10 protein-coding genes and 1 pseudogene are annotated in these 12,005 nt (G+C 65.7%); 7 read left to right on the forward strand and 4 right to left on the reverse strand.

Features of this window, described 5'->3' with window-relative positions:
• Positions 1-46: 46 nt before the first annotated feature.
• The 3 genes and pseudogenes from M3I54_RS10725 to M3I54_RS10735 all read right to left on the reverse strand — a co-directional run bounded on the left by M3I54_RS10725 (position 47) and on the right by M3I54_RS10735 (position 2,879).
• Positions 47-1,379: pseudogene (locus M3I54_RS10725) on the reverse strand (NAD(P)(+) transhydrogenase (Re/Si-specific) subunit beta).
• Positions 1,380-1,709, reverse strand: a complete 330-nt coding sequence (locus M3I54_RS10730) for an NAD(P) transhydrogenase subunit alpha (protein WP_028201972.1) — start codon at positions 1,707-1,709, stop codon at positions 1,380-1,382.
• Between the two features lie 18 nt (positions 1,710-1,727).
• On the reverse strand, positions 1,728-2,879 hold the full coding sequence (locus tag M3I54_RS10735; protein WP_254335560.1) for a Re/Si-specific NAD(P)(+) transhydrogenase subunit alpha: 1,152 nt from the start codon (positions 2,877-2,879) through the stop codon (positions 1,728-1,730).
• A 295-nt stretch (positions 2,880-3,174) separates the two neighbouring features.
• Between M3I54_RS10735 and M3I54_RS10740 the strand changes: the two genes are divergently transcribed.
• The 3 genes from M3I54_RS10740 to M3I54_RS10750 all read left to right on the forward strand — a co-directional run bounded on the left by M3I54_RS10740 (position 3,175) and on the right by M3I54_RS10750 (position 6,739).
• A complete protein-coding gene (locus M3I54_RS10740; protein WP_254335562.1) occupies positions 3,175-3,681 on the forward strand; it encodes an NUDIX hydrolase in 507 nt (168 codons plus the stop codon).
• Between the two features lie 12 nt (positions 3,682-3,693).
• A complete protein-coding gene (gene mnmA, locus M3I54_RS10745; RefSeq protein ID WP_254335564.1) occupies positions 3,694-4,884 on the forward strand; it encodes a tRNA 2-thiouridine(34) synthase MnmA in 1,191 nt (396 codons plus the stop codon).
• Between the two features lie 247 nt (positions 4,885-5,131).
• Positions 5,132-6,739: an FMN-binding glutamate synthase family protein gene (locus M3I54_RS10750; protein ID WP_254335566.1), complete on the forward strand. Its 1,608-nt coding sequence runs from the start codon at positions 5,132-5,134 to the stop codon at positions 6,737-6,739.
• Between the two features lie 87 nt (positions 6,740-6,826).
• On the opposite strand, the gene M3I54_RS10755 is transcribed toward M3I54_RS10750, so the two are convergent.
• A complete protein-coding gene (locus tag M3I54_RS10755; RefSeq protein WP_254335569.1) occupies positions 6,827-7,438 on the reverse strand; it encodes a glutathione S-transferase N-terminal domain-containing protein in 612 nt (203 codons plus the stop codon).
• A 271-nt stretch (positions 7,439-7,709) separates the two neighbouring features.
• On the opposite strand from M3I54_RS10755, the gene M3I54_RS10760 reads away from it, so the two are divergent.
• The 4 genes from M3I54_RS10760 (at position 7,710) to M3I54_RS10775 (ending at position 11,952) form a co-directional block, all read left to right on the forward strand.
• Positions 7,710-9,134 (forward strand): aminopeptidase P N-terminal domain-containing protein, encoded by a 1,425-nt coding sequence (locus tag M3I54_RS10760; RefSeq protein ID WP_254335768.1) that lies wholly within the window; start codon positions 7,710-7,712, stop codon positions 9,132-9,134.
• A gap of 45 nt (positions 9,135-9,179) precedes the next feature.
• Entirely contained in the window at positions 9,180-10,460 is a 1,281-nt protein-coding gene (locus M3I54_RS10765; RefSeq protein WP_254335571.1) for a UbiH/UbiF/VisC/COQ6 family ubiquinone biosynthesis hydroxylase, read from the forward strand.
• A gap of 194 nt (positions 10,461-10,654) precedes the next feature.
• Positions 10,655-11,722, forward strand: coding sequence for a tRNA dihydrouridine synthase DusB (gene dusB / locus M3I54_RS10770; RefSeq protein WP_254335573.1), 1,068 nt, complete (start codon positions 10,655-10,657; stop codon positions 11,720-11,722).
• Positions 11,719-11,952 (forward strand): Fis family transcriptional regulator, encoded by a 234-nt coding sequence (locus tag M3I54_RS10775; protein WP_254335580.1) that lies wholly within the window; start codon positions 11,719-11,721, stop codon positions 11,950-11,952. Before dusB ends, M3I54_RS10775 begins: the two co-directional genes overlap by 4 nt.
• Positions 11,953-12,005: the final 53 nt, after the last annotated feature.

Raw genomic sequence — 12,005 nt, forward strand, 5'->3', positions numbered from 1 at the left:
CGCGCATCGCTGCGCGCCCCTCGCGTAGGTTTGATGCGAGCAGCGCTCACTCCACCGCTTTCACCATCTCCTCGATCACCTTCTTCGCATCGCCGAACACCATCATGGTTTTATCCATGTAGAAGAGTTCGTTGTCGAGGCCCGCGTAACCCGCCGCCATCGAGCGCTTGTTCACGATGATGGTGCGCGCCTTGTACGCCTCGATGATCGGCATGCCCGCGATCGGCGACTTCGGATCGTTCTTCGCCGCCGGATTCACCACGTCGTTCGCACCGAGCACGAGCACGACATCGGTCTGGCCGAACTCGTTGTTGATGTCCTCCATCTCGAACACCATGTCGTAGGGCACCTCGGCTTCCGCGAGCAGCACGTTCATGTGGCCCGGCATGCGGCCCGCCACCGGGTGGATCGCGTAGCGCACGTCCACGCCCTTCTCCACGAGCTTGTCGGTAAGCTCCTTCAGCGCATGCTGCGCGCGCGCCACCGCGAGGCCGTAGAAAGCCACCCAGCAGCACGTTGAAGAACGAGCGGTTCATCGCGTGGCACATGATGTACGACAGAATCGCGCCGGAAGAGCCCACGAGCGAGCCCGCGATGATCAGCATGGCGTTGTTCAGCGAGAAGCCGATGCCCGCTGCCGCCCAGCCCGAGTACGAGTTCAGCATCGAGACGACCACCGGCATGTCCGCGCCGCCGATCGGAATGATGATGAGCACGCCCAGCGCGAACGCGATCAGCGTCATGATGATGAACGGCAGCCACGACTGCGTGATGAAGAACAGGATGCCGAAGCCGACCATGCCGAGCGCGAGGAACAGGTTGATCAGATGCTGGCCCGGATAGACCACCGGCGCGCCCTGGAACAGGCGGAACTTGTACTTGCCCGAGAGCTTGCCGAAGGCGATGACCGAACCGCTGAACGTGATCGCACCAACGAACGTGCCGATGAACAGCTCGATGCGGTTGCCGTACGGCAGGAAGCCCGGATATGGCGCGTCTTCTGCAACCAGTCCGAACGCTGCCGGCTCAGAGACGACCGCATACGCGATGCACACCGCCGCGAGACCGATCAGCGAGTGCATGGCCGCGACGAGTTCGGGCATCTTCGTCATCTCGACGCGCGCCGCGACGTAGGCCCCAAGGCCGCCGCCCACCACGAGCGCCGCGAACAACAGCGCAAGCCCGAGCCCGAGGTTCGAGCCGAACTGTGCGGACTCCTTCACGATCAGGGCAAGGGTGGTGAGAATGGCGATGGCCATACCGACCATGCCGAACACATTGCCGGCGCGCGCGCTCTTCGGATTCGACAGTCCCTTGAGCGCCTGGATGAAGCAGACCGACGCCACCAGATAAAGCAGCGTAACGACGTTGATGCTCATTTACGCACCCTCCTTGCTGCCGGGGGCGGAGAGCTTTTTTGGCTCCTTCTTGCGGAACATCTCCAGCATTCGCCGCGTGACGAGGAACCCGCCGAACACGTTCACGGCCGCGAGCAGCACGGCGAACGTGCCGAAGAATTTACCCGGTCCGCCCACGGTCAGGCCCGTGGCGAGCATCGCCCCGACGATCACGATCGCCGAGATCGCATTGGTCACGGCCATGAGCGGCGTATGCAGCGCGGGCGTGACATTCCAGACCACGTGATAGCCGACGTACACGGCCAGCACGAAGATGATCAGGTTAATGACGGTATGGTTGATGACTTCCATTTCCTGGTCTCCTCCTCGTCATGCCTTGCGCGTGACCTGGCCGTCGCGGGCCAGCAGCGTGGCCGCGACGATGTCGTCCGCGAGATCGATATTGAGCGTGGCTTCCTTCGTGACGATCAGCTTCAGGAAGTCGAGCAGGTTGCGCGCGTAGAGCGCGGAGGCGTCGGCGGCGACCATCGAGGCGAGATTCGTGTAGCCGCAAATCTGCACCCCGTGGTGCGTCACCACCTTGTCCGCCTCGGTGAGCGGGCAGTTGCCGCCGCGCCGGCCGCTTGCCTCGTCAGCAACAGGACCGCGTCCTGCCGCCAGGTCGATCACCACCGATCCTGGCTTCATCGCCTGCACGGTCTCCGAAGGCAACAGCGTAGGCGCGTCGCGGCCGGGAATCAGCGCGGTGGAGATGACGATATCGGCCTGCCTGGCGCGCTCGTGAACCAGCGCCGACTGGCGCGCCAGCCACGAAGGCGGCATGGGCCGGGCATAGCCGCCCACGCCAACGGCCGCTTCGCGTTCCTCATCGGTTTCGTAGGGCACGTCGAGGAATTTGCCGCCGAGCGACTCGATCTGCTCCTTCACAGCGGGGCGTACGTCCGAGGCCTCGATCACCGCGCCCAGGCGCCGCGCCGTGGCAATGGCCTGCAGGCCCGCCACGCCTGCGCCGAGAATCAGCACGCGCGCGGCCTTCACCGTACCGGCGGCGGTCATGAGCATCGGCATGAAGCGCGGATAGAGGGTCGAGGCCACGAGCACCGCCTTGTACCCGGCGATGTTGGCCTGCGACGAAAGCACGTCGAGGCTTTGCGCGCGCGTGGTGCGCGGGGCGGCTTCGAGCGCGAAGGCCGTCACGCCTGCCTCGGCGAGTTTCGCCGCGTTCTCCGCATTAAAGGGATCGAGCATGCCCACCAGCACCGCGCCGCGCTTCATGAACGGCAATTCGCTGACGGTGGGCGACTGGACCTTGAGCACGAGATCCGCACCGAAGGCCGTGGCCGCATCGGCGACCTGCGCGCCTACGGCCGTGTAGGCCTCGTCGAGATAGCTCGCGGCGGTGCCGGCGCCGGCCTGGATCGTGACCGTGTGGCCCTGGGCGACGTACTTCTTGACTGTCTCCGGCGTCGCGGCCACGCGGGTTTCGTTCGCCCGCGTCTCTGCAGGCACTCCGATATGCATCGTTGTTTCCTCCTCGACCTTCTTGTTCTAGCTGTTCTGGCTCGAATCGAGCGAAGGGAGGCCGACAAACGGCGTTCAAGCGCCGGCATCCATTGCAACGGCAAACGACGGCACCACTTTAACCGAAAGCAGCGGCGGCTTTATAGCGGGAATTGCCCGCTTTTGTGCGATGCACACGACACGCTGTGTTGTCCGACCGGGCGGTCGGCTGTGCCGGGCGAGCCGGGCACGCAGTCCGTCGGGGCCCGATCCGGCCCCGGGCAGCGTTCGCGCCGTCCCGGTAAAATACCGCCCCATGAATGAGGAAACCTGGGCACCCCACGTCACCGTGGCCGCGATCGTCGAGCGCGACGGGCGTTTTCTGCTCGTCGAGGAACACACGCCAGCCGGACTGCGCCTGAACCAGCCGGCCGGCCATCTGGAAGCGGGCGAGACGCTGCACGAGGCCGTGGTACGCGAAACGCTCGAGGAAACCGCGCATGCGTTCACGCCTGAAGCGCTAGTCGGCGTGTATATGACGCACTTCGGCAAGCCAGGCGAGAGCGGTGCGACATATGTGCGCTTCACGTACTGCGGCAGTGTCGCAGCCGAGGCGGAAAACCGCGCGCTCGATCCGGATATCGTCCGCACGGTGTGGATGAGCGTGGACGAGATGCGCGCGGCGAGCGAGCGCCATCGGACGCCGCTCGTGATGCGCTGTGTCGACGATTACCTCGCTGGCAAGCGCGTGCCGCTGGATTTCATCCAGACGCACGCGACGGCACCGAAAGCGGCGCCCAAGGTCGCACCCAAGATGAACTAAGGCAGCAACGAAATGAGCAAACGCAAGGTCGTGGTAGGCATGTCGGGCGGCGTCGATTCGTCGGTGACCGCATGGCTGCTCAAGGAGCAGGGTTTCGACGTCGTCGGTCTCTTCATGAAGAACTGGGAAGACGACGACGACGGCGAGTACTGCTCGACGCGCCAGGACTGGATCGACGTGGTGTCGGTCGCGGACCTGATCGGCATCGACGTCGAGGCCGTGAACTTCGCCGCCGAATACAAGGACCGCGTGTTCGCGGAGTTCCTGCGCGAGTATTCCGCGGGGCGCACGCCGAACCCGGACGTGCTCTGCAACGCCGAGATCAAGTTCAAGGCCTTTCTGGACCACGCCATGTCGCTCGGCGCGGAAACGATCGCCACGGGGCACTATGCCCGCGTGCGCGAGCGTGACGGTCGTTTCGAACTGCTGAAGGCGCTCGACCACACCAAAGATCAGTCGTACTTCCTGCACCGCCTGAACCAGGCGCAGCTTTCGAAGACGATGTTCCCGCTTGGCGAAATCCCCAAGACGAAGGTACGCGAGATCGCCGAAAAGATCGGCCTGCCGAACGCGAAAAAGAAGGATTCCACTGGAATTTGCTTCATTGGCGAGCGGCCGTTCCGCGACTTCCTCAACCGCTACCTGCCGACCAAACCCGGCCCGATGATGACGCCCGACGGCCGTGTCGTAGGCGAGCATATCGGCCTCGCGTTCTACACGTTCGGGCAGCGCAAGGGCATTGGCCTTGGCGGCAGCAAGGACGGCAGCGGCGATCCGTGGTTCGTGGCGGGCAAGGACATGGCCTCGAACACGCTCTACGTCGTGCAGGGCCACGATCATCCGTGGCTGCTCGCGCACGAGCTGCGCGCAGGCAACGTGAGCTGGGTGGCGGGCGAGCCGCCGGCGCAGGACCACGTATGCGGGGCGAAAACGCGCTATCGCCAGGCCGATGCGCCCTGCTCGTTCCATACCGCAGACGAATTCGGCGCGGGCCAGTTCACGCTGCGCTTTCCCGATGCGCAATGGGCCGTGACGCCCGGCCAGTCGGCGGTGCTCTATGACGGCGACGTGTGCCTGGGCGGCGGCATCATCGAGGCGGTGACGACGCTCGCGCCCCACGTGCCCGCCGTGCTGCCGCCCGAAGCGCCGAAGAAAAAGAAGCGCGTACCGCGCAAAAAGCCCGCTGCGGCGACAATCGCTTGACGCAAGCAGCGTCAGGCAAAACGTAAGAAAACACCACGCGGCGCCCAAGGCGCCGCGTTTTTTTTATCGGACCTTCGAGTCCTGGCGAACGCCGCTCGGACGGCATTGCCCGCTTCCCCGCCAGATTCACGAACTTGCGGCATCATTCCGGCAAGCCGCGCCCAGCAACCGCGCGGCTGACGCGCACCGCCCCTTTACGAGAGGAGAGCAGGTGCGCGCATTAAATCAAGTTCGAGGAGTTCCCCCAATGTTTTCCCGACGTTATCTCGCCATGTGGGGCGCGGTGCTGCTGCTCGCGGCCTGTGTCGCCGCGGCTGCGCTCCATCACCTGTCGTGGTACTGCGTGATTGTGCCCGCGCTGCTCGTCGCGCTCGGCCTCTACGACATGTTCCAGGAGCGCCACGCGATCCTGCGCAACTACCCGATCTGGGGTCATCTGCGCTTTCTGTTCGAGTTCGTGCGCCCCGAGATCCGCCAGTACTTCGTCGAGGACGACACCGACGAAAAGCCGTTCTCGCTCGCCCAGCGCAGCCTCGTCTACCAGCGCGCGAAGAACGCGGTGGACAGCCGCCCGTACGGCACCGAACTCGACGTGAAGGCCGTGGGCCACGAGTGGATCAGCCACTCGCTCGCACCCACGAAGCTCGCAGGCAGCGACTTCCGCGTGCTCGTGGGCGCCAACCGCGCGCAACCGTACTCGATGTCGATCTTCAACATCTCGGCGATGAGCTTCGGCGCGCTCTCCGCGAACGCCATCCGCGCGCTCAACATGGGCGCGAAGAAAGGCGGCTTTGCGCACGACACCGGCGAAGGCTCGATGTCGAAGTATCACCGCGAGAATGGCGGCGACATCATCTGGGAGATCGCCTCGGGCTACTTCGGCTGCCGCAACGATGACGGCACCTTCAGCGCCGAGAGATTCCAGCGCCTCGCGAGCGAGCCGCAGGTGAAGATGATCGAGGTGAAGCTCTCGCAAGGCGCGAAGCCTGGCCACGGCGGCATGCTGCTCGCGGCGAAGGTCACGCCGGAGATCGCCGAAACGCGCGGCATTCCCGTCGGCCAGGATTGCGTCTCGCCTGCGCGCCACTCGGAATTCTCCACGCCGCGCGGCCTGCTCGAATTCGTCGAGCGTCTGCGCAAGCTCTCGGGCGGCAAGCCCACGGGCTTCAAGCTGTGCATCGGTCATCCGTGGGAGTTTTTCGGCATCGCCAAGGCGATGGTGGAAACCGGCATCCTGCCCGACTTCATCGTCGTGGACGGCGCGGAAGGCGGCACGGGCGCAGCGCCGCTCGAATTCACCGATCACATCGGCACGCCGCTGCAGGAAGGGCTGCTTCTCGTGCACAACACGCTCGTGGGCATCGGCCTGCGCGACAAGATCAAGATCGGTGCAAGCGGCAAGATCATCACCGCGTTCGATATCGCGCGCACGCTCGCGATCGGCGCGGACTGGGTAAATTCGGCGCGCGGCTTCATGTTCGCCGTGGGCTGTATCCAGGCGCAGAAGTGCCACTCGGACCGCTGCCCCACCGGCGTCGCCACGCAAGACCCCGTGCGCCAGCGCGCGCTGAACGTGCCGGACAAGGGAGAGCGCGTTTTCAATTTCCACCACAACACGCTGCACGCGCTGCAAGAGCTGATTCAGGCCGCCGGTCTCACGAGCCCATCGGATCTGCGCGCACATCACATCGTGCGGCGCGTGTCGTCGTATGAAGTGAAGCTGATGTCGGAACTGCTCAAGTACCTGAAGCCCGGCGATCTGCTCGAAGGCCGCTATCGCTATCAGCTGTACGAGAAGTGGTGGCCGGTTGCGCGCAGCGATTCGTTCGCGCCGGCTGAGGAAAAGATCGCCTGAGGAAGGCGATCCACGACTTGAACGAAAACGCCCGACGGCACGCAATGCCGTCGGGCGTTTTCACATCAGCCGCAGATCGGCTGGAGGTCAGCCTTGCGGCACCGTGTCGACGAACGACTGACGCTGCGAGAGCTTCTCGAAGTGGCGCGCGAGATCCGGATGCGCCTCGCGCCAGTTCAGCTCCGGCATGCGGAAGTCGAGATAGCCGAGCGCGCAGCCCACGGCAATATCCGCGATCGTGTAGCGGTTGCCCGCGCACCACGGCTTGCCGTCGAGCCCCTTGGCCATCGCGATAAGGCTTTCGTGGATCTTGCGCTCCTGACGCTTCACCCACGCCTCATTGCGCTGCTCCGGCGTGCGCTGCGTGCCTTCGAGGCGGATCAGCACAGTGGCGTCGAGCATGCCGTCGGCGAGCGCCTCCCAGCAACGCACTTCAATACGCTCACGTCCTGCGGGCGGAATGAGCTTGGCCACGGGCGAAAGCATGTCGACGTACTCGCAGATCACGCGCGAGTCGAACACGGCTTCGCCGTCATCCATCACGAGACACGGAACCTTGCCGAGCGGATTGAAATCGTGAATCGCCGTTTCCTCGCCCCACACGTTTTCGAGCACCAGCTTGTAGTCGATTTTCTTTTCAGCGAGCGTGATCCGCGCCTTGCGGACATACGGGCTGCCGAGCGAACCGATAAGTTTCATACCACCTGCCTTTTCTGGAATCCGGCCGAAGTATACGTTGGATTCGCTTTTTTCTGACGCGCCGTCTGTTGCAGTGCAGGATTTTTCCTACAAATGATGTAAGCAGGAGACAACACCCGGCAACAGCGGCGCGTCCGTTGGGTCACCGCGAGCCAGCGCGTCCGTCTGTAGCCAGCGCTACAATCTCACGATGGACTCGACCCTCAAGCAAAGCGCCCCGGCCGCCTCGAGCGAAGCCCAACCTGCGGCCAACGTGGCCGACGCAGCCGACATGCAGCGCGGCCCCGACGGCGGCGCGGCGCTCTATCGCGCGCGCCGCGAACGTGTGCTTGCGGCATTGCGCGCGCAAGGCGGCGGTGTCGCGCTCGTGCCGACCGCGCCCGAAGCGCTGCGCAATCGCGACGCGGACTATCCCTACCGGCACGACAGCTACTTCTACTACCTCACCGGCTTCACGGAGCCCGAGGCGCTGCTCGTGCTCGACGCGAACGCGGGCGAGAATCAGCCCGCCGCCCTCCTCTTCTGCCGCGCGAAGAACGTCGAGCGCGAAACGTGGGAAGGATTTCGCTTCGGTCCCGACGCCGCGCGCGAAGCGTTCGGCTTCGACGCCGCGTTTGCCGTCGACGAACTCGATGCGCGCATCCCGCAGTTCATCGCCAACCGTCCGGCGCTGCACTACGCGCTCGCGGCCTCCGATCGCTTCGACGCGCAGGTGAAGCGCTGGATCGACGCGGTGCGCGCACGGGGGCGCAGCGGCGTCACAGCACCGGCCGCCGCGTACGACCTGCTGCCGCTGCTCGACGACATGCGCGTGTTCAAGGATGCGCACGAACTCGACACGATGCGCCGCGCCGCGAAGATCTCGGCGCTCGCGCACGTTCGCGCGATGCAGACATGCCGGCCCGGCATGCGCGAATACGAGATCGAGGCGGAGTTGCTCTACACGTTCCGCAAGCACGGCGCGCAGGCGCCCGCCTACGGCTCGATCGTCGCGGCAGGCGCGAATGCGTGCGTGCTGCATTACCCCGCGGGCAACGCGGTGGCGCGCGAGGGCGACCTCGTGCTCATCGACGCCGCGTGCGAGTTGAACGGCTATGCCTCGGACATCACACGCACGTTCCCCGCGAGCGGCCGCTTCACGAGCGCGCAACGCGAGCTATACGACATCGTACTCGCCGCGCAGCAGGCCGCTATCGACGCCACGCGCGCCGGCGTGAATTTCGAGGTGCCGCACGACGCCGCCGTGCGCGTGCTCGCGCAGGGGCTGCTCGATACCGGCATCATCGACCGGCAGCGCTTTGCGAGCATCGACGACGTGATCGCAGAGCGCGCCTACGCCCGCTTCTATATGCATCGCACCGGGCACTGGCTCGGCATGGATGTGCACGACGCGGGCGACTATCGCGAACGCGGCGAACGCGGCGAACGCGGTGAACGTGGCGTTGCGGCAAGCGCCGAAAAGCCCGACGCCCCGCCGCCCTGGCGCACGCTGCGCCCCGGCATGACGCTCACGATCGAGCCGGGTCTCTATATCCGCGCGGCCGAGGACGTGCCCGAGCGCTACTGGGACATCGGCATCCGCATCGAGGACGACGCCATCGTCACCGAATCAGGCTGCGAGTTGATCACGCGCGGCGTGCCCGTTGCCGCAGATGAAATCGAAGCGCTCATGCAGGATGCGCAACGCGGCGCCTGACGCAGACGCAGACGCGAAGATTCCACACAAAGCGAAGCAAACGACATGAACGCAGTTTCCGGCAGCGCGAACGACACTCCCACCGGCGCGAACGCGCACGCCCATTTCGACCACGACGTGACGATCGTCGGCGCGGGGCCGGTGGGTCTCGCGCTCGCGGGTTGGCTCGCGCGGCGCAGCGCCACGCAAAGGCTCTCGATTGCGCTGATCGACGCGCGCGAACCCGAGGACAGCGCCGGCGACCCGCGCGCCATCGCCGTTTCGCAGGGCAGCCGCACGCTGCTCGAAGCGCTCGCGTGGCCGCACGACGCCACGCCCATCGAGCGCATCCATGTTTCGCAGCGCGGCCATTTCGGGCGCACGCTGATCGACCGCCACGACTACGACTTGCCCGCGCTCGGCTACGTGGCGCGTTACGGCGCGATCGTTCAAGCGCTCGCGCACGCCGTGCGCGGCACGCAGGTGCACTGGCTGCATCACACGCGGGCGCACGATCCCGTCGTAGAGAACGACGGCGTGACGCTGCCGGTCGTGAGCGCAGGGGTCGAGCGGCATCTGCGCACGCGCATCCTCGTGAATGCCGAAGGTGGGCTGTATCGCGGGCCGCCGCAACGCGACGCGCAAGACGATTCCGACGAGACCGACGCGAAGGCCGCGCTGCCGGCCGCCGAAATCAAACGCACGCGCGACTACGGGCAAACGGCGCTGGTCGGCGTGGTGACGCTCGCGGCCCCGCAGCCGCACGTCGCGTGGGAGCGCTTCACGAGCGAAGGCCCGATCGCGCTCCTGCCGATGGGCGGCGTGCGCGGCGCGGATTACGCGCTGGTGTGGTGCTGCTCCCCCGCCCAGGCCGAGCGCCGCGCGCAGCTTTCAGACGCCGACTTCCTCGCCGAACTCGGCGCGGCGTTCGGTGCGCGCATGGGCCGCTTCACGCAGATTCACGCTCGCGCGGCATTTCCGCTCGGCTTGAACGCGCTCGACGCCCTCGTTTCGGGCCACGGCCGCATCGCGGCGGTCGGCAATGCGGCGCAAACACTGCATCCGGTGGCGGGCCAGGGCCTCAATCTCGGTCTGCGCGACGCCCACGCTCTCGCCGATTCGCTTGCGCAGCACGGCGCCACGCCGCGCGCGCTCGCCGAGTTCGCGGGCCGCCGAGCGTTCGACCGGCGCATGACGATCGGCGCGACGGATACGCTCGCACGCCTGTTTACCGTCGATTTTGGCCCGCTCGCCACGCTGCGCGGGCTCGCGCTCACGGCGCTCGAATTCGCACCACCCGTGAAGACGGCGCTCGCGCGGCAGATGATGTTCGGGCAACGGGTTTGAAGCAGCGAGCTAAGGGTCGCAACGTTTTTCTTTGAATACCGCCACGGTGCTCTGGAACAAGACCAGGGTCCGCGCCGCGCGACCTCGCATCCCGCTTACGCTAAAATACGCGTTTCCCCAATTTCAAATTCACGCCGTTCGCCGCGCCAGCCGGAATGCCATCCGGGTCGCGGCACCGGCCTCGCCCGCGCGTCATGTTCACTATCGGCCGTCACACCTTGCGTAATAACCTGTTCGTCGCCCCCATGGCGGGTGTCACGGACAGGCCGTTCCGCCAGCTGTGCAAGCGCCTCGGCGCGGGCTATGCGGTCTCCGAGATGGTCGCGTCCAACGCGCAGCTCTGGAAGAGCGAAAAGACCATGCGTCGCGCCAACCACGCGGGCGAAGTGGAACCCATCTCCGTGCAGATCGCGGGCGCCGATCCGGAAATGATGGCCGAAGCCGCGCGCTACAACGTCGCCAACGGCGCGCAGATCATCGACATCAACATGGGCTGCCCGGCCAAGAAGGTCTGCAACGTCGCGGCCGGCTCGGCACTCCTGCAGAACGAGCCGCTCGTCGCACGCATCGTCAAGGCCGTGGTCGACGCCGTGGGCGTAGGCCCCGACGCCGTGCCCGTCACGCTCAAGATCCGCACGGGCTGGGACCGCGACAACCGCAATGCGCTCACCATCGCGCGCCTTGCACAGGATTGCGGTATTGCCATGCTCACCGTGCACGGCCGCACGCGCGCCGATCTCTATCACGGTGAAGCGGAGTACGAAACGATTGCCGCGGTAAAAGCCGCCGCGCGCATTCCGGTGGTCGCGAACGGCGACATTACGTCGCCGCAAAAGGCGCGCGAGGTGCTCGCGCTCACGGGCGCCGACGCCATCATGATCGGCCGCGCGGCGCAGGGGCGCCCGTGGCTGTTCCGCGAAATCGAGCATTTCCTGGCGACCGGCGAGCTGCTGCTGCCGCCGCGCGTGGACGAAATCCAGTCGATCATGAACGAGCATCTGGAGGACCACTACGCGTTTTATGGGGAATTTACAGGCGTGCGTACTGCGCGCAAGCATATCGGCTGGTACACTCGCGGCCTTTGCGGCGCCAATACGTTCCGGCATCGCATGAATACGCTGGACACCACGCGCGAGCAGCTCGTCGCCGTCAACCAGTTCTTCGACGAACAGAAGGCGCGCTCCGAGCGCCTCGTCTACGTCGACGACGAGAACAACGACAGCGACGGCAGCGACGAATCAACCGATCGACTGGCAGCATGAGCAAGCACAACATCGAACAATCCGTCCGCGAGAGCCTTGGCATCTACTTCCAGGACCTCGACGGCAGCAATCCGCACGACGTCTACGAAATGGTGATGGCGTGCGTCGAAAAACCGATGCTCGAGGTGGTGCTCGAGCAGGCAGGCGGCAATCAGTCGCTCGCCGCCGAGTTTCTCGGCATCAACCGCAACACGCTGCGCAAGAAGCTCCAGCAGCACGGCCTGCTGTAACGCCGCTGCGTTTTTCTGGACCTTCGGCGCGGACCCCTCGATCTCTCGGCAAT

Origin of the sequence: Paraburkholderia sp. CNPSo 3274 (assembly GCF_024206475.1) — a bacterium.
Taxonomy (GTDB): domain Bacteria; phylum Pseudomonadota; class Gammaproteobacteria; order Burkholderiales; family Burkholderiaceae; genus Paraburkholderia.